Source organism: Pseudomonas sp. DE0157 (assembly GCF_007678615.1).
Lineage (GTDB): Bacteria > Pseudomonadota > Gammaproteobacteria > Pseudomonadales > Pseudomonadaceae > Aquipseudomonas > Aquipseudomonas parafulva_B.
The window spans coordinates 1-17,627 of the sequence record NZ_VEJN01000024.1; the positions used below are offsets into that span (position 1 = coordinate 1).

A 17,627-nucleotide genomic window follows, 5' to 3' on the forward strand; every position below is an offset into this window, starting at 1 on the left:
TCGTCTCAACCGAGGCGCGCATTCTACGCTTTCCTCATTGCCTGTCAAGCGTTTATTTTGAAGTTTATTTCGAGAAAATCGTTCAGCTTCAAAGGCTTGCAGTACTCCAGTGCGTCTACTTGATGCCCGACTGCGCTGGAGTGCGGCGAATTATAGACACTAATTTCGTAGCGTCAAGCATTAATCTTATCCGAACGTCATTTGAGTGGAACGCTTAACACTCTATTGCTGTCTGCTACACCGTTGCGCACTATAGTGCGCAACGCCACTCCTAGGTAATCCGTCCCCATGTCCAAACCGCCTCGCAACCTGGCTAGCGTGCTGTTCCCAATCGGCCTGCTGCTCATCGCCATGGCATCGATTCAGACCGGTGCTTCGATCGCCAAAAGCATGTTCCCACTCATTGGCGCACAAGGCACGACCTCACTGCGACTGATTTTCGCCAGTTTGATAATGGTTGCGCTGCTACGGCCATGGCGAGCACGCTTCACTACTCGCACCCTGCGTAACGTCCTTATCTATGGCTTGGCGCTCGGCGGAATGAATTTCCTCTTCTATATGTCCCTGCAGACGGTGCCCATTGGCATTGCGGTGGCACTCGAATTCACCGGCCCACTGGCAGTTGCCATATTCGCCTCACGTCGCGCCATCGACTTCATCTGGATCGCGCTGGCCATTTTCGGCCTGCTGATGTTGCTGCCCGCAGGCCATGACGGACAGGCGCTGGATCCACTGGGCGCCTGCTACGCAATCGGCGCGGGGGCGTGCTGGGCACTTTATATAGTCTTCGGCCAACGCGCCGGTGCCGAACATGGCGTGCAGAGCGCAGCGCTGGGAGTGGTGGTCGCTGCACTGTTCATCGCACCGATCGGCATCGTGCATGCCGGTAGCCTGCTGCTGACGCCCGCGGTCATCCCCATGGCGATCGCTGTAGCGGTATTGTCTACCGCCCTCCCCTATAGCCTGGAAATGGTTGCGCTCACGCGCATGCCCGCTCGTACCTTCGGCACCCTCATGAGCATCGAGCCTGCCTTCGGTGCCTTGTCCGGGCTGTTGTTCCTGGGCGAGGTCCTGTCATTTACCCAATGGCTGGCCGTAGGCGCCATTATCGCGGCTTCCGTGGGCACGACGTTGTCCATGCGCCATAGCCCAGAACCGACGATGGTCGCGGATTGACACGGGAAAACTTTTCGTTGAAAGCTGCATGGGTGTTGTGGCGTCACCGCTCGCTGATTAAGCTGTCCCAGCGCAGTCGAACAGGGACGCTGTACTCTTCAGGATGAACCCGAGCGAAAATGACGGACCCAGGTAGCTGATCCGTCCTGCATTTAAGGACAGGAATGAAACGTATTTTGCTCATCCTGGCCATCTTGGCTATTGCTGGATGTGCCGCCACGGCGAAAACCGAGGTCAAACGGGGCAAGAAAGGCCTGCATATCAACTGCTCCGGCCTGTCTTCTTCGTGGGACAACTGCTACAGCAAGGCCGCTAGCGCCTGCACCACTCGCGGATACCGCGTCGTCGCCCGTTCAGGCGACAGCGACGAAGAGGACGGCGATTATCTATTTGGCATCAACCCTGCCGGCTACACCAGCCGCAGCATGATCGTCATTTGCAAGTGACCGGGGCAGCCTGATGGCTGCCCCCATATGCCTTAGATCGCCTCAGTACGTGATAACAACCACGCCAGCGCCTTTCCTTCCAGCAGTGGGGCCAATCGCTCGCGCACCATGGCATGGTAACTATTGAGCCAGCAAACCTCCTGCTCAGTCAGCCGCTGCGGCAGCAAGCAACGCGTATCGATGGGGCACAGCGTCAGGGTCTCGAAATCGAGAAATTCACCGAATGCACTGCGGCCGGCGCTTCGCGCGGCGACCAGGTTTTCAATCCGCACCCCCCATTGCCCAGGTCGGTAGGTGCCAGGCTCGATTGAACTGATCATGCCTTCTTGCATGGCGGTCTGCGGCGCGGCCGCTGCCTGATAGGCAATCACCTGAGGCCCTTCATGAACATTCAGGAAATAGCCCACTCCATGGCCGGTGCCGTGGCCGTAATCGACCTGGTCGGCCCAGAGGGGCGCACGGGCTATGGCGTCAAGCATGGGCGACAGCACGCCCCGCGGGAAGGTCGCCCGCGACAGCGCTATCATGCCTTTTAGCACACGGGTGCAATCGAGCTTCTGCAGGTCGCTCGGTTGCCCGATGGGGACCATACGCGTGATATCCGTGGTCCCACCCAGGTATTGGCCGCCAGAGTCAATGAGTAGCAGGCCGTCGCCCTTGATCACTGCGTGTGACTGATCAGTGGCCCGATAGTGGGGCATCGCACCATTGGCATTGAACGCAGCAATGGTCGAGAAGCTCAACGAGACGAAGCCCGGTCGCCTGACGCGCGCCGCGGTGAGTTGCTCATCGACGGTCAGTTCGGTCACCACCTGGGTCGCGAGCGCTTCTTCAAACCAGGCGAAAAATTCGCACAAGGCCGCGCCGTCCTGCTCCATCGCCCTACGAACATGCTCAAGTTCGCCCTCAGCCTTGCACGCCTTGCTCAGGGTACTGGGATTCGAGCCTTCCACGAGCACTACCCCTTCGCCTAGCGGCTCGAGCAACCCGCACGTCACCCGCGCTGGATCCACCAACAAGCGACTACCAGGTGGCAACTGACCAAGGGCGCCGGTAGCCTCGGTGTAGGCTCGCACTTCGATGCCATCCTCGCGCAGCGCCTGACATAGAGGCTCATCGACTTTTCCCGAGGCAATGAAAAGCTGCACGCGCCGCGCATCGATCATGGCAAACGCCAGGAATACCGGATTGTAAGACACATCGCTACCGCGCAAGTTGAACAACCAGGCAATGTCATCAAGGGTGGCGATGAAATGACTGTCCGCACCTTTGGCTTGCATCGCCTGCCGCACCAGCGCCAGCTTCTGCGCACGACCCACTACTGCGTAGGGCGCAAGATGTGAATACACCGGGTTGGACGGTAGCGTCGGCCGGTCGCTCCAAACGCGACCCAGCACATCCTGATCAGTCACCAACCTTGCGCCTCGCTGGCCAAGGCGCTCTCGCAACTGGCGAGCCGAAGCCAAAGCCATCGCACGACCATCTACGCTGGCGCACCCCTGCGGTTGCACATGTTCAGCCAACCAGTCCAGCGCGCTCGGCTGCCCGGGTGACAATTTCATCAATTCGATGCCGCTACCTGCCAGCTCTCGCTCAGCCTGCTCCCAGTAGCGGCTATCGACCCACAGCCCGGCAAACTGCTGGCTTATGACCAGGGTGCCGACCGAGCCAGTGAAGCCCGACAGCCACTGGCGGCCTTGCCAGTAGCCTGGCAGATATTCGGAAAGATGAGGGTCTGCCGATGGAACCAGCAAGGCGTCAAGCCCTTCTGCGGCCATGGCCTTACGCGTCGCGGCAAGACGCTGGGCCGTGGTCTGTTGGAGAGTGGTGTGCACGATCATGCCCTTATCAGTGGCGACATCCGGTATGCCTGAGCGCTTGATGATGGAATAGCTGCCCGCGGCCTGCAATCAGCAATCTCCGTGCTGCACGCTTCTGAGAAAGGGCCTACGCCGGACCATACCATTGATCCTGCCATGCTGAACTTCACCAACGTCCCGGATTCAGAGGCAGTACAGCTCGTCTTGCAAGAGGGATCGTCATGCCCAGTGCCTGTCATCGCAAACAGGGCGTCGTGGTACTCGACACTCGGCCTCACACGCCCGACCACGAGCACGCCGTGCACCGTAAGCTATCGGAAGGCTTCGCACAGTTGCTGGACTGCCCTGTGATAGACCTGCACGGACCGACACGGGCGGACGCTTCGTACTACTACATGCTCACCCAGCCTTTGGTCGACACCGCAGATCTGACAGCACTGGGTATAAAAAGCGAAGCCGATTTTTTCGGCGGTGCCGTCGCTCATCCGTTCATGTCCACCAAGGCCATTTCACACCCTCTGCCGCCAGGTGCTCCACCGAAGCCTGATTGGCCTGAGGCATTTGCCCGGCAGGCCTGGGACGCGCTGCTCAAGGGCTACACCGTATTCGACAAGGCCACCGCCCGGCACGCCGCACAACTGTTGTTGATCACAGGGCCTGTACGACTGAAACCCGTACGCGCATGCGCGGGTCGAGGGCAGGCCGTGTTCTCCACGCTCGAAGAACTTGAACCCCTACTCTGCGCGGTGGATGACGCAGAACTCTTGATTTGGGGCCTGGTGATGGAACAGAACCTGAGCAACGTCGAGACGTTCAGCGTCGGCCAGGTACGGGTTGCAGGCTTGGTCTGCAGCTATTACGGCACACAGCAACTCACCCAGGATCACCAAGGTATCGAGGTGTACGGCGGCTCTGACCTGACCTTCGTACGAGGAGGCTTTGCGTCTCTGCTGGCCGGCCCCCTGGAAAAGAGCGTTCGCCTGGCGATCGAGCAGGCAATGACTTATGACCAAGCGGCCGATCGACATTTACCAGGCTTCATCGCCTCACGCCGCAATTACGACATCGCCCGCGGCACCGACACCAAAGGCGGCATTTGCAGTGGCGTGCTGGAACAATCCTGGCGGATGGGCGGTGCCAGCAGCGCCGAATTGCTCGCCCTTCAGGCATTCGCTGCCAACGCCAGGGTCGATCGAGTGCGGGCTAGCACCCACGAAGTCTTCGGCACGCCCGCGCTACCGGCGGATGCCACACTTTTCTACCAAGGAAACGACAGTGAACTCGGACAACTCACCAAATACGCGCGGCTGCGACACGTTGGCCATTCAGAGTGAGACGATAGAGCTGCCGGTGAACGGGGATACCATCTGCGCGACGCTGGTCAGCCCGGGCAGCAAAATCCCCGGCATCCTGTTCGTCCACGGCTGGGGCGGCAGCCAGCAGCGTGACCTTGCCAGAGCGCGACACATCACAGGACTTGGCTGCGTCTGCATGACCTTCGATCTGCGCGGCCACGAGAAAACCCAAAGTCAGCGACTGACGGTAACGCGAGAGCAGAATCTGCAGGATCTGCTAACAGCCTACGATCAGCTCATTAGCCACCCCACTGTGGACCCCAACGCCATCGCCGTGATCGGCAGCAGCTACGGCGGCTACCTGGCTACCTTGTTGACCTCGATGCGCCCGGTCCGCTGGCTGGCCCTGCGGGTACCGGCCATGTACTGGGACGAAGAGTGGAATACGCCCAAGCAGTCCCTGGACCGACAACGGCTCAATGACTATCGCCGTCGCCCCTTGGCGCCGTCTGACAACCGTGCTCTGGCCGCCTGCGCCGAGTTTACCGGCGATGTTCTGCTGGTCGAATCCGAGCATGATGACTACGTACCCCACAGCACGCTGATGAATTACCGATCAGCCTTCGGCAGTGCCCACTCGCTCACCCACCGGATTGTCGACGGCGCCGACCACGGCCTGTCCACCGAAGAGAGCCAGAAGGCCTACAGTGCGCTGCTGGCGGCATGGATCAGCGAAATGGTCATTGGTGCTCGCCTGGACCGCTATCCCCACTACGCACCCTGGTACGCGTGAAGCTCACTCCACCTGACAGTACAACGCTCCGTCTGGATGGCGAGCCAGACACCGCAGGGCCGTGAAAGCAGCAAAGTTCACGGCGCTGGCGTGATACTGCTGGAGGAGACCCAGAAACGAACCGTCCAGCACTTGCTCGATAGCCGCCTCACAGGCCTCCCGGTTGGTCCACTGCAGCGACTGAAGCAGACAATTGCCATCTTCGCTCACCTGAACGCTGACCGCCCGGAGGTCTTCAAAGCGCGCTGCCAGTGACTCACTGCGCTGCATCAATGCCTGGGCCAATGCTTGCTGAAAGACGACGGCGACCCGATATTCGATCATCTGGTTGTACCAAATGGCTGAGACACTTCCTGACATCGACAACCTCCTGACAGGGGATACACATCGCAATGCCCGGAAGGTTAAAACCTCAACCAATCTCGAGGTCAAGAGGGTCGCTACGCCATGCACCCCGATCCTCAGGCATTGAAGTCACGCCCTGCCGTCGAAATGCACTGGGGGTGATGCCTGTGGCGCGCTGAAATACCTTGCGAAACGCACCGGGGTCGCGATAACCGACATCCCAAGCGATCTGGTCGACTGTCCTGCGTGTGAACTCAAGCAAACGTGCTGCCCGGCATACTCTGATCTGCTGACAGTACTCGGTGGGGCGCAAGCCTGTAGCCAAGCGAAATCGCCTCAAAAACGTGCGCGGCTCCAGGCTGGCGCACGCTGCCATCGCTGCGAGGCCCGCCGTCCGCGCGCCCGTAGCCTGCAACCAGTGCTGTACCTTCAGGACCGCTTCATCGCCATGATCAAGCAACGGGTTGAGGCAAGTGCCGGGCAAAGCGGCAGGTATCGGATCTACCGCCAGAAAGTTCGCGGTTTCAGCGGCAACGGTATTGCCCATAAATCGCTGCACCAAACTCAGGCCCAGACTGGTCCAGGCCATCAGGCCAGCGGAGCTGACGATATCGCCGTCGTCGAGCAACACCTGTTGAGCCTCAGCCCTGAGGTGCGGGTAACGCGCCTTCAGTAGCTGCACATGATTGCGATGGGCGCATGCGGTGCGTCCATCCAGCAGACCGCAGTCGGCTATGAAGAAAACCCCGATGCACACCGAGGCCAGAACGGTGCCTTCCTGGTGCAATCGGCACAAAGCCGAGCGATGGCGAGCCAGGCAGGCATCGTGGGGAACGGCGTGCAAACTTGGCGGGATGATCAGAACACGCAGTCTCGCATCACTGTCATCCCCTGAAGGAGCCTCAGGCAGCAGTTCTTCCTCTGCACCCACACCCCATACGCTGATACGCACACGAGGCGCTTGGGCCGCACCCAACCCGTCAGCCATACGGTTAGCCACGTCGAACAGGTCGTGCAGGCCGTGGATCGCTGCCTCCTGCGCATCGGGATAGCGAAGCAGGCCAATCTCGATAAAACGAGCCATGTCAGTTTTGCCCCGCATAGTGTCTTTCGCGCCGATTCACCCCTATCACGCGACAGCCTATAACTAAGCAACAGTCAAAACCACTACCCCCGGAGGCAACATGAACACTCACGCACTGATCATCATCGACATCCAGAATGACTATTTCGTAGGCGGCAAATGGCCTCTAGAAGGTGTCGAGCGCGCCGCTGAAAATGCGGCCCGCCTGCTCCAGGCTGCCCGCGACGCGAACGACCTCATCGTGCATGTACGCCACGAGTTCGACAGCGCCGACGCCCCCTTTTTTGCTCCAGGCTCTTCGGGCGCAGCCATTCACCCAAGTGTTCAGCCGATGCCTGGAGAGACTGTGATTCTCAAACACAAGGTCAACGCTTTTCTCTCGACCGATCTTGCGCCGACGCTCGAGCGCCAGGGCATCAGGTCGCTGACTGTCGTGGGCAGCATGAGCCACATGTGCATCGATGCAGCGGTGCGCGCAGCAGCTGACCTCGGGTACGAAGTCACGGTCGCCCATGATGCCTGCGCCACGCTGGCCCTGGAGTTCAACGGCAACAGGGTACCTGCTGCACAGGTGCATGAGGCATCGATGGCTGCACTGGCGTTCGCCTATGCCTCGGTGCGCAGCACCGATGCATTGCTCCAAGAGGCTGCTGGCCACGCCTGATCGCCACTTTAGATCACTACATTGCGTACAAACTTCACTGCGACCGCGCCATCGTTGCGATAGGCGTAACGGCAATTGCTGGCGAATACGTGAAAGCGTCCCTGCTCGAGTCGGTGCTCGACACCCTCGATAATCAGCGTTAGTACACCTTCGACCACGTAGATCTGCTCGCTCCAGCCTTCGGCATCTGCCTCGCTGCGATAGTGTTCGCCGACCGCCAGCGTCCATTCCCACAGCTCAACTTCGCGACGGGCCATGCTGCTTGCCAGCAGGATGGCCCGGCTTTGCGGATGCTCACCCGCCCAGGCCAGCTCTTCGATACGACCAGGGTTACGCTGGTCAGGCGCCTGGATCAATGTGCTGAACGCCACCCCGAGTGCCTCGGCGATGAGGTCGAGCGTGGTGAGGCTGACATTTTTCTCGCCAGCCTCAATCGCCACCAGCATGCGACGGCTGACACCTGAACGCTCGGCCAAGGTTGCCTGGCTGATGCCAGCAGCGTTGCGCAGACTGCGAACATTCAAGCTCACGTGTTGCAGCACCGAAGCACGATGCGAGGCGTCGTTGTGCACTATATTGCTCACCCCTAGTTATTGCGCAGTATACTGCCCACTTTGCGCCGATTGTGCGCCCTGTCCTACGAGCCTGCAACCGCATGAATAAGTCACGCCCGCAACGTCCCACCTTTTCGTTCCGTCTTAGCAAAGCCGAGTGGGTACTGGTGTTCATCACCATGTTATGGGGCGGTACATTCCTGCTGGTGCACAACGTGATGGCCGTCAGTGGCCCCATGTTTTTCGTGGGCTTGCGCTTCGCCGCGGCTGCCCTGTTCGTCGGCATGGTCTCGGCCCGCGCCTTGCCAGGGTTAACCCTTGTCGAATTCAAGGCAGGCCTGTCGATTGGCGTATTGATCATGTTGGGCTACGGCCTGCAGACCATGGGCCTGCAGACGATCAGCAGCAGCCAGTCGGCGTTCATCACGGCGCTCTACGTGCCCTTCGTACCCTTACTGCAGTGGCTGGTGCTGGGTCGGCGCCCGGGCCTGATGCCCAGCCTTGGGATCGGCCTGGCATTCGTTGGGTTGGTCCTGCTCGCCGGGCCGCAGGCCGGTAGCCTGCACATGAGCGAAGGCGAGGTAGTGACATTGGTGAGCGCCGTCGCCATCGCCGGCGAAATCATTCTGATCAGCCGCTTTGCCGGGCGCGTCGACGTTCGCCGCGTTACTGTGGTGCAACTGGCAACGGCCTCGGCACTGGCATTCATGGTGATGCTGCCTACCCAGGAATCGGTACCCGATTTCTCTTGGCTTTTGCTGAGCAGTGCGATTGGCTTGGGTCTGATGAGCGCGATCATCCAGGTGGCGATGAACTGGGCACAAAAATCGGTATCACCCACCCGGGCCACGTTGATCTATGCCGGTGAGCCAGTGTGGGCCGGCCTCGTCGGACGGCTAGCGGGAGAGCGCCTGCCAGGGTTGGCATTGTTGGGCGGCCTGCTGATCGTCATCGCCGTGGTCATCAGCGAGTTGCGCGTGCGCCGCAGGCCAGAATCTGTTGGTACTGAACTTGCACAGAATGAACGTCAACTCAAGACCGGTCTCTAAAGCTCCGACTATCCTCTGTAAAAAACTGTTATAAAAAAACATCCTGTCACAGCCCTTTTGTAGGATTCTGCGACAGGTTGTGTGTTGGTCGATGACCCGTTCGGCACGTATGATCCTTGGAAAACCTCTCAGAATAGAACTCTATGTCTTTGATAGTGCTATTGCTTCTGCCGTTCGTGGGCAGTTTGCTGGCAGCCGCGCTGCCGCACAACGCACGTAACGCCGAGTCCATACTCGCCGGGCTCGTGGCCTTGGTCGGCACCGTCCAGGTAGCACTTCTCTATCCACAGGTGGCCCACGGTGGGGTCATTCGTGAAGAATTCCTGTGGCTACCTAGCCTTGGGCTCAACTTCGTACTGCGCATGGACGGCTTTGCCTGGCTGTTCTCACTGCTGGTGCTGGGCATCGGTACGTTGGTGTCTCTGTACGCGCGCTACTACATGTCGCCACAAGACCCAGTGCCGCGATTCTTTGCCTTCTTCCTTGCATTCATGGGCGCCATGCTCGGGCTGGTGTTGTCGGGCAACGTTCTGCAACTGGTGTTTTTCTGGGAGCTCACCAGCCTCTTCTCCTTCCTCTTGATTGGCTACTGGCATCACCGGGCCGACGCGCGCCGTGGCGCCTACATGGCGCTGATGGTCACTGGTGCCGGTGGCTTGTGCCTGCTGGTAGGGGCGCTGCTGCTCGGCCATGTGGTGGGCAGCTACGACCTGGACAAGGTCCTGGCTGCAGGTGACACCATACGCCAGCACGCACTTTACCCAGTGCTGTTGCCGCTTATCCTGATCGGCGCCCTGAGCAAGAGCGCGCAATTTCCCTTCCACTTCTGGCTGCCCCATGCCATGGCGGCGCCCACGCCGGTGTCGGCGTACCTGCACTCGGCAACCATGGTCAAGGCCGGCGTATTTTTGCTGGCGCGCCTATGGCCAGTGCTGTCGGGCACCGACGAATGGTTCTGGATAGTCGGTGGTGCTGGCGCGCTGACGCTACTGCTCGGTGCCTTCGCAGCGATGTTCCAGAATGACCTCAAGGGCCTTCTGGCCTATTCGACCATCAGCCACCTGGGCCTCATCACGCTGTTGTTGGGGCTGAACAGCTCGTTGGCCGCCGTGGCGGCGGTCTTTCACATTCTCAATCACGCGACCTTCAAGGCATCGCTGTTCATGGCCGCCGGCATTATCGACCACGAAAGTGGTACGCGTGACATCCGGCGCCTGAGCGGCTTGGTCCGACTGGTTCCCTACACGGCCACCCTAGCCATGGTCGCCAGCGCCTCCATGGCGGGGGTGCCGCTAATGAACGGCTTCCTGTCCAAGGAAATGTTCTTCGCCGAAACCGTGTTCATCACCTCCAGCGCCTGGGTCGAGGCCATGCTTCCGGTGATCGCCACCCTGGCCGGCACATTCAGCGTGGCCTATGCGCTGCGCTTCACGGTCGATGTGTTTTTCGGCCCCACTGCCCAGGACCTGCCGCATACACCCCACGAACCCCCGCGCTGGATGCGCGCGCCGGTCGAGCTGCTGGTGCTGACATGCCTGGTGGTCGGCATTTTCCCCGCCCAGTCCGTAGGCCCCTTGCTAGCCGCTGCGGCACTGCCGGTGGTAGGGGGTACGCTACCCGAGTACAGCCTGGCCATCTGGCACGGCTGGAATGCGCCCTTGATCATGAGCCTGGTGGCCATGAGTGGTGGCGTGGTCCTGTACCTGCTGTTGCGCAAGCAACTGCGACGTGGCCGCTTCCCCTGCCCTCCCGTGATGGGCCGATTCGATGGCAAGCGTCTCTTTGAGTATGGCCAGGTGCAGTTGATGCTGATGGCGCGACGTATCGAGCACCTGCTTACCAGCCGGCGCCTGCAGGCGCAGTTGTTCATGCTGGTGGTGGCCGCCTTCCTCGCGGGCCTGACACCCATGCTCCACAGTGGCCTGACTTGGGGCGAGCGGCCGAAGATCCCAGGTTCAGGGGTGTTCGTCGCACTCTGGATGATCGCCATTGCCTGCGCGATCGGCGCGGCCTACCAAGCCAAGTACCACCGCCTGGCGGCCCTGACCATGGTCAGTGTGTGCGGCTTGATGACCTGTATCACGTTTGTGTGGTTTTCCGCACCTGATCTTGCCCTGACCCAGTTGGTCGTCGAAGTGGTGACCACTGTCCTGATCCTTCTTGGCCTGCGTTGGCTTCCACGTCGTATCGAGGGTGTATCCCCTCTGCCTGGCAGGTTCGACCGCGCCCGCGTGCGTCGCCTGCGCGACCTGCTACTGGCGGTGCTGGTGGGTGCCGGCATGGCCGTGCTGTCCTACGCCATGCTGACCCGCCCTACGCCTAATGACATCTCTTCGTTCTACCTGAGCCGTGCGCTGCCCCAAGGTGGTGGCACCAATGTGGTCAACGTGATGCTGGTGGATTTCCGCGGCTTCGATACCCTGGGCGAAATCACCGTGCTGGTCGCGGTGGGGTTGACCGTTTTCGCGCTTCTGCGTCGCTTCCGCCCACCCAAGGAAAGCATGCAATTGCCGACCCAGCAGCGCCAACTGGCACCTGATGTCGTCACCGACCTGATCAACCCGCGCCATGCTGCAGATACCGCTCTGGGCTTCATGATGGTGCCCGCCGTGCTGGTGCGCCTGTTGCTGCCTATCGCGCTGCTGGTATCGATGTACCTGTTCATGCGTGGTCATAATCAGCCGGGCGGCGGCTTCGTCGCCGGGTTGGTGACTTCGGTGGCGTTCATTCTCCAATACATGGTCGCAGGCACCCAGTGGGTCGAAGCGCAGATGCGCCTGCGGCCCTTGCGCTGGATGGGCACCGGTCTGCTCTGTGCAACCTTGACCGGTGGCGGCGCCATCGTGCTCGGTTACCCGTTCCTGACCACCCATACGGCGCACCTGCATCTTCCTCTGCTCGGAGACATCCATCTGGCAAGCGCATTGTTCTTCGACGTCGGTGTGTTCACCGTGGTCGTCGGATCGACCCTTTTGATACTCACGGCCCTGGCCCACCAGTCGGTACGTGCCTATCGCCCGGCCATTCCAGGCAAGACCCGTAAAGCAGGAGCCGCCTGATGGAAGAAGTGATCGCAGTGGCCATTGGCGTGCTTGCTGCCTCCGGAGTCTGGTTGGTGCTGCGCCCTCGCACATACCAGGTGATCATGGGCTTGTGCCTGCTTTCCTATGGGGTCAACCTCTTCATTTTCAGCATGGGCAGCCTGTTCATCGGCAAGGAGCCCATCATCAAGGAAGGCGTTACCCAGGACCTGTTGCACTACACCGATCCGCTGCCACAGGCCTTGGTACTCACGGCAATCGTCATCAGCTTCGCCATGACCGCCCTGTTTCTCGTGGTACTGCTGGCATCGCGCGGCCTGACCGGTACCGACCACGTAGATGGCCGGGAGCGTGAGGAATGAGCGGCATGAGCCAACTGATCGTTGCCCCTATCCTGCTGCCGTTGATTACAGCGGCAGTCATGTTGCTGCTGGGCGAAAAGCGTCGATTGATCAAGGCACGGCTGAACCTGCTGTCGACCTTCGCCGGTCTTGGCATTGCCATCAGCCTGCTGCTTTGGGTCCGTACCCAGGGCCAGGCAGAATCGATCGGCGTCTACCTGCCGGGCAACTGGCCAGCCCCGTTTGGCATCGTGCTGGTGGTGGACCACCTGTCGGCGCTGATGCTGACCCTGACCGGCGTCATCGGGCTAAGCGCCCTGCTGTTCGCACGGGCACGCTGGGATGGCGCCGGTGCAAGTTTTCATGCGCTGTTCCAGATTCAGCTGATGGGCCTGTACGGCGCATTCCTGACGGCAGACCTGTTCAATCTGTTCGTGTTCTTCGAAGTACTGTTGGCAGCTTCATACGGCCTTCTGCTGCACGGATCCGGCCGCGCACGTGTGCGAGCCGGCCTGCACTACATCGCCGTCAACCTTTTCGCCTCCTCGTTGTTCCTGATTGGCGCGGCAATGCTGTATGGCGTGACCGGTACGCTGAGCCTTGCGGACCTTGCCCTGAAGATTCCGCTGGTACCCGAGGCCGACCGCGGCCTGCTGCATGCAGGCGCAGCGATTCTGGCCATGGCGTTCCTGGTCAAAGCGGGCATCTGGCCCCTGAACTTCTGGCTGGTACCAGCCTATGCGTCTGCCAGCGCGCCCGTGGCTGCCCTCTTTGCAATCATGACCAAGGTGGGGCTGTATGCGGTGCTGCGGGTGTGGACGCTGCTCTTCTCCGGGCAAGCAGGGGCATCGGCACACTTCGGGGGAGATTGGCTGGTCTACGGAGGCTTGGCGACCCTGGCCATGGCAGCGGTGTCGATCTTGGCAGCGCAGCGCCTGGAACGCATGGCGGCGTTGAGTATCCTGGTATCGGCTGGCACCTTGCTGGGGGCGGTGGGCTTTGCGCAATTAGCGTTGACTGGAGCCGCGCTGTTCTACCTCGTGAATTCTACCCTGGCCTTGTGCGCATTGTTCCTGTTGGCCGAACTCATCGAGCGCTCGCGATCTGCCAATGAGTTGCCTTTGGACGAGGAAGAAGACGCCATGCCGGCCTTACTGGAATCACTTCACCCTCCAAAAGGGATCAACCTCGATGATGACCAGAAGGCCGTCATCGGTCAGGTCATTCCTTGGACCATGGCATTCCTGGGCTTGAGCTTCATCGCCTGCGCCTTGTTGATCATCGGCATGCCACCCCTTTCAGGCTTCGTCGCCAAGCTCAACCTCATCAGTGCCTTGTTCAACCCCAACGGCCTGGGCGTTCCGAGCCAATACACCCTCGGTGCCGCTGGCTGGGGCCTTGTGGCCCTGCTTGTACTGTCGGGAATGGCATCGCTGATCGCGTTCGGACGCGTTGGCATCCAACGTTTCTGGAAACCCGAAGAGCGACCCTCTCCGGTGCTCAGGCGTTTTGAATGCCTTCCGATCGTGATCCTGCTGGGCCTGTGCATGCTGCTCAGCTTCAAGGCCGAGCCGCTGCTGCGCTACAGCCTGGACACAGCTGCCAGCCTTCAGGCGCCTGATGCCTACATCGATGCAGTCATGGCAGCGCAGCCAAAACCTGGTCCTACCTCGCTCGACGTTCAGGGGCAGCCATGAGCCGACTATTTCCCGCTCCTCTGCTATCGGCATGCCTGTTCGGCCTGTGGCTGTTGCTCAACCTGTCGCTGAGTCCGGGTAACCTCATCCTCGCCGCCGTACTAGGGATACTGGCTCCGCTGCTGATGGCACCCTTGCGGCCGCAACATGCCCATGTCCGACGCCCCCTGGTCATCGTCAAGCTGATAGGCCGGGTTGGCGTGGACGTCATCCTGTCCAACTTGCAGGTCGCTCGCGGCGTGCTGGGTGCTGGGGCGCGGCCGCCACGCTCAGTCTTCGTTCATATCCCCCTGGACCTGCGTGAACCCCATGGGCTTGCAGCGCTGTCCATGATCACGACGGTGATCCCTGGAACCATCTGGTCGGAACTGGCCCTGGACCGTAGCGTGCTACTGCTGCACGTATTCGATCTGGATGATGAAGCGGCGTTCGTCCAGCATTTCAAGGACGTCTATGAGCGTCCCTTGATGGAGATTTTTCAATGAGTGGACTGCTCGCCAACGCTGTTCTTGTCAGCTTGTTCATCTTTGCGCTGGCTATGTGCCTAACCCTGCTTCGGCTATTCCGAGGGCCTTCGGCGCAAGACAGGGTTTTGGCTCTAGATTACCTGTACATTCTAGCAATGCTGACCATGCTGGTGCTGGGCATCAGGTATGCCAGTGACACGTATTTCGAAGGGGCGTTGCTCATTGCGTTGTTTGGCTTCGTGGGCTCCTTCGCCTTGGCCAAGTTCCTGCTGCGTGGAGAGGTGATCGAATGACCGAGACACTCAATCTACCGTTCTGGCTCGAAATGATCACAGCCATACTGCTGGTAGCTGGTAGCCTTTTTGCGCTGATCGGTGCGATTGGCCTACTGCGCCTGAAAGACTATTTCCAACGCATGCATCCCCCGGCGCTGGCCTCGACCATAGGGGCCTGGTGCGTCGCGCTTGGCTCGATTATCTATTTTTCGTGGTTGAAGGAGTCGCTGGTGCTGCATGCATGGCTGATTCCCGTGCTGCTATCGATCACGGTGCCAGTGACTACCTTGTTACTGGCCCGCGCAGGGCTGTTTCGCAAGCGTCAGGCCAAAGAGCCGGTACCCGAGGAGGTCAGCAGCGGCCTGGATCGTGGTAACTGACCGCGCTTAGCCTGGCTGCTTACTCAGCCGCTGCAGTGCTCGCCTGACCATGGCCACGTAATGGGGCGGGCCCTGGGTATACAACTCGGCGGCTACCCAACCCAACCATCGCCCGCCCACCGCTTCACGTGCTGCGAGCAGCCGCTGCGCCTCGGCCATGGCGCGCGCCTGGTGCTCACGGTGATAGTGTTCCCGTGATCCAGGCGCTTGCGCTGGCAGCGTCACTCGCTTGCCTTGAACGTCGTCAGCTCACCCTTGCGCCATTTCGCAACCTTGCCGGTTACAGCCTTCAACAGCTTGCCTAGCCCTTCCTGAATTTGCTGCTCGGCGGCAAACACCAGCATCACGCTATGGCCTTCCCGCAATACGATCCCCTCGCCTTCCTGAACCGATACGAACGCGTAGTCGCCAACGCCGTAGACATTGAGCTTGATGTCGCGAAAACGCATTTCCAGCTTGCCGCCTTCGCGGCTGGGCAGCACGGCGGCACGAAAATGGTCGCCGACTTTCAATTCAAGGCGCTGCTTGTCATCAACCACAAGCGCATTTTGCGTGTCGATCTCGGCCATGTAGAGGCCATCAGGGTTTTGCTCGGTGACATAGACGAATCGACCCTGGAACAACTGGGCCAGTTTCCCACGCAAATCGCCAAGGGCGAACAACGCGTGTGTATCAAGAGTGCTGACTGCCAATGAAGTAATCCTCAACCGTTTACAACCCGCCCTCGCAGGAGCTCGCGAAGCACGGCCATTTCAAATCGATAGGCAATGAGATTAATAAAACGCTGGGCGACATGTCTGTGCCCGCTGACGATGCAGCGTGCAGGATTTTTCACTCTAACGGCCGGCGTTGCTGTCGCTTGCATACCCTTGGGCAATGCCCAAGCGCTACCGGCGTAACGTCTGACATTGCACGTCCATGAAAATGCGATTCCGGATGGGTGCGTGGTCTTGGCGCCTGATGGCGACTCGCACACTGTTGTCGGTGGGGATATCCGAAGACAGTGAAATCCATGAGAGACGCCCTGTTTTAACAGGCTTGCCGGTTATTGCGCAACTGCTCCGGGCAAATTGCATGGGTCGTTGCGGCTTGATTTGCGAAATGCAAAAAGCCCCACGAATCGCTCCATGGGGCTTGGCAACCTGACCGGCTCAGGCCTGACGCTGATGGCGATCAAGCTGCTCGTGGCGCTCTTGTGCTTCGATGCAGTACTTGGTGGTTGGACTGATCAGCAAGCGCTTAAGACCAATTGGTTCACCGCTGTCGTCGCACCAGCCGAAGCTCTCGTCGGCAATACGGTCAAGCGCCATCTCCAGTTGCGGGAGCAGGCGCTGATCGCGATCGATGGCATTCACCAGCCAGCTACGCTCTTCTTCGACCGATGCCACATCGGCAGGATCCGAGGGGGTATCCAGGCCTTCGATGGTGGCACGGCTCAGCTCGATGCGTTCATGGGTCTCGACTTTCATCGCTTGCAGCAGCTGAGTGAAGAAGCTCAGCTGTTCAGCGTTCATGTAGTCATCGGCCGGCATGGCCAGCAACTGTTCCTTGGTCATCGATTTCTCTATGAAAATAGGTGCATTTGGGCGATTCGTTTGCCGCCGATGCTTTGGCATCGGCAGCGGAAATTTTTCGAGCGCCGGTCGGCACTCTTTAACAAGGGGCGGCAGTCTAAGGCGCAGCGTCGCCTTGAGCAACAGCAAAATGGGGTGGCGTTGGCATTCGCTGCTTACGATCCGCCGGCCGGTGCTTGCATTTGAAGGTATAAGCGCGAGTTTGAGCAGTGCGGGTAGATTCGGCGGCATGTTTACTGCAATGCAGGAGTAACGTTGAAAATTATGATGCCTTGGAACCTCGATAACGCTATAGGGGAGCGCTTCGCACTCCATCGCGGGACAAGCCCGCTCCTACAGAGGGAGCTTTAAACATATACACATTAAAAGATTCACTGTAATAAATAGGTACGAGGCAGCAGCTACTGAGCGCATCGCAAACTTCTTTAAACTTCAGATCAACATATATAGCTAATTCCTGCTCTTGCTCTTGCTCTTGCTCTTGCTCTTGCTCTTGCTCTTGCTCTTGCTCTTGCTCTTGCTCTTGCTCTTGCTTTGGCTTTTGATCTGGCTTTTGATCTTCGCGACTTCAGAAGGCCGAACGCAGGTCTTGCGGAGGGAGGTGACAGGCATGGATGCCTGTCAAG

20 protein-coding genes are annotated in these 17,627 nt (G+C 59.8%); 12 read left to right on the forward strand and 8 right to left on the reverse strand.

What is annotated here, in order from left to right:
• Positions 1-288 precede the first annotated feature (288 nt).
• Both rhtA and FS777_RS20845 read left to right on the forward strand, forming a co-directional pair.
• Positions 289-1,176, forward strand: a complete 888-nt coding sequence (gene rhtA, locus FS777_RS20840; RefSeq protein ID WP_058639771.1) for a threonine/homoserine exporter RhtA — start codon at positions 289-291, stop codon at positions 1,174-1,176.
• A 164-nt stretch (positions 1,177-1,340) separates the two neighbouring features.
• Positions 1,341-1,622, forward strand: coding sequence for a hypothetical protein (locus FS777_RS20845; RefSeq protein WP_023534016.1), 282 nt, complete (start codon positions 1,341-1,343; stop codon positions 1,620-1,622).
• 32 nt (positions 1,623-1,654) lie between these two features.
• Here the strand turns inward: FS777_RS20845 and FS777_RS20850 are convergent, their stop codons facing one another.
• Entirely contained in the window at positions 1,655-3,463 is a 1,809-nt protein-coding gene (locus FS777_RS20850) for an aminopeptidase P family protein (protein ID WP_145257514.1), read from the reverse strand.
• Between the two features lie 194 nt (positions 3,464-3,657).
• Between FS777_RS20850 and FS777_RS20855 the strand changes: the two genes are divergently transcribed.
• Positions 3,658-4,776, forward strand: a complete 1,119-nt coding sequence (locus FS777_RS20855; RefSeq protein ID WP_058639770.1) for a DUF3182 family protein — start codon at positions 3,658-3,660, stop codon at positions 4,774-4,776.
• A complete protein-coding gene (locus tag FS777_RS20860; RefSeq protein ID WP_058639772.1) occupies positions 4,760-5,530 on the forward strand; it encodes a S9 family peptidase in 771 nt (256 codons plus the stop codon). The genes FS777_RS20855 and FS777_RS20860 overlap by 17 nt, the downstream gene beginning before the upstream one ends.
• Before the next feature lie 3 nt (positions 5,531-5,533).
• On the opposite strand, the gene FS777_RS20865 is transcribed toward FS777_RS20860, so the two are convergent.
• Both FS777_RS20865 and FS777_RS20870 read right to left on the reverse strand, forming a co-directional pair.
• The gene (locus tag FS777_RS20865; RefSeq protein WP_058639769.1) at positions 5,534-5,890 is read right to left on the reverse strand and encodes a hypothetical protein; all 357 of its coding nucleotides are present in this window, start codon (positions 5,888-5,890) and stop codon (positions 5,534-5,536) included.
• 52 nt (positions 5,891-5,942) lie between these two features.
• On the reverse strand, positions 5,943-6,977 hold the full coding sequence (locus FS777_RS20870) for a GlxA family transcriptional regulator (protein WP_078478805.1): 1,035 nt from the start codon (positions 6,975-6,977) through the stop codon (positions 5,943-5,945).
• Between the two features lie 82 nt (positions 6,978-7,059).
• On the opposite strand from FS777_RS20870, the gene FS777_RS20875 reads away from it, so the two are divergent.
• Complete coding sequence (locus FS777_RS20875; RefSeq protein WP_145257517.1) at positions 7,060-7,623, forward strand: cysteine hydrolase family protein; 564 nt, start codon at positions 7,060-7,062, stop codon at positions 7,621-7,623.
• An 8-nt stretch (positions 7,624-7,631) separates the two neighbouring features.
• Here the strand turns inward: FS777_RS20875 and FS777_RS20880 are convergent, their stop codons facing one another.
• Positions 7,632-8,195, reverse strand: a complete 564-nt coding sequence (locus FS777_RS20880) for a helix-turn-helix domain-containing protein (protein WP_058605983.1) — start codon at positions 8,193-8,195, stop codon at positions 7,632-7,634.
• An 83-nt stretch (positions 8,196-8,278) separates the two neighbouring features.
• Here FS777_RS20880 and FS777_RS20885 point away from each other — a divergent pair, with 83 nt between their 5' ends.
• From FS777_RS20885 to FS777_RS20915, 7 genes are all read left to right on the forward strand, one after another.
• Entirely contained in the window at positions 8,279-9,226 is a 948-nt protein-coding gene (locus FS777_RS20885) for a DMT family transporter (RefSeq protein WP_145257520.1), read from the forward strand.
• A 143-nt stretch (positions 9,227-9,369) separates the two neighbouring features.
• The gene (locus FS777_RS20890; protein WP_145257523.1) at positions 9,370-12,285 is read left to right on the forward strand and encodes a monovalent cation/H+ antiporter subunit A; all 2,916 of its coding nucleotides are present in this window, start codon (positions 9,370-9,372) and stop codon (positions 12,283-12,285) included.
• Positions 12,285-12,629: a Na+/H+ antiporter subunit C gene (locus FS777_RS20895; RefSeq protein ID WP_023534014.1), complete on the forward strand. Its 345-nt coding sequence runs from the start codon at positions 12,285-12,287 to the stop codon at positions 12,627-12,629. Before FS777_RS20890 ends, FS777_RS20895 begins: the two co-directional genes overlap by 1 nt.
• Positions 12,626-14,305 carry a monovalent cation/H+ antiporter subunit D gene (locus tag FS777_RS20900; protein WP_078478808.1) on the forward strand — a complete coding sequence of 560 codons (1,680 nt, stop codon included), beginning with the start codon at positions 12,626-12,628 and terminating at the stop codon, positions 14,303-14,305. Before FS777_RS20895 ends, FS777_RS20900 begins: the two co-directional genes overlap by 4 nt.
• Positions 14,302-14,790, forward strand: a complete 489-nt coding sequence (locus tag FS777_RS20905) for a Na+/H+ antiporter subunit E (protein WP_058605987.1) — start codon at positions 14,302-14,304, stop codon at positions 14,788-14,790. The genes FS777_RS20900 and FS777_RS20905 overlap by 4 nt, the downstream gene beginning before the upstream one ends.
• Positions 14,787-15,065: a K+/H+ antiporter subunit F gene (locus tag FS777_RS20910; protein ID WP_058605988.1), complete on the forward strand. Its 279-nt coding sequence runs from the start codon at positions 14,787-14,789 to the stop codon at positions 15,063-15,065. The genes FS777_RS20905 and FS777_RS20910 overlap by 4 nt, the downstream gene beginning before the upstream one ends.
• The gene (locus FS777_RS20915; protein ID WP_058639762.1) at positions 15,062-15,427 is read left to right on the forward strand and encodes a Na+/H+ antiporter subunit G; all 366 of its coding nucleotides are present in this window, start codon (positions 15,062-15,064) and stop codon (positions 15,425-15,427) included. The genes FS777_RS20910 and FS777_RS20915 overlap by 4 nt, the downstream gene beginning before the upstream one ends.
• Positions 15,428-15,433: 6 nt before the next feature.
• Here FS777_RS20915 and FS777_RS20920 read toward each other — a convergent pair whose 3' ends face one another.
• The 4 genes from FS777_RS20920 to FS777_RS21505 form a co-directional block, all read right to left on the reverse strand.
• Positions 15,434-15,652 (reverse strand): hypothetical protein, encoded by a 219-nt coding sequence (locus tag FS777_RS20920; RefSeq protein WP_058639761.1) that lies wholly within the window; start codon positions 15,650-15,652, stop codon positions 15,434-15,436.
• Positions 15,649-16,119 carry a hypothetical protein gene (locus tag FS777_RS20925; RefSeq protein WP_058639760.1) on the reverse strand — a complete coding sequence of 157 codons (471 nt, stop codon included), beginning with the start codon at positions 16,117-16,119 and terminating at the stop codon, positions 15,649-15,651. The genes FS777_RS20920 and FS777_RS20925 overlap by 4 nt, the downstream gene beginning before the upstream one ends.
• A gap of 459 nt (positions 16,120-16,578) precedes the next feature.
• Positions 16,579-16,983 carry a TraR/DksA C4-type zinc finger protein gene (locus tag FS777_RS20930; RefSeq protein ID WP_023534004.1) on the reverse strand — a complete coding sequence of 135 codons (405 nt, stop codon included), beginning with the start codon at positions 16,981-16,983 and terminating at the stop codon, positions 16,579-16,581.
• A gap of 468 nt (positions 16,984-17,451) precedes the next feature.
• A complete protein-coding gene (locus FS777_RS21505; RefSeq protein ID WP_178091306.1) occupies positions 17,452-17,613 on the reverse strand; it encodes a hypothetical protein in 162 nt (53 codons plus the stop codon).
• Between the last annotated feature and the right edge of the window lie 14 nt (positions 17,614-17,627).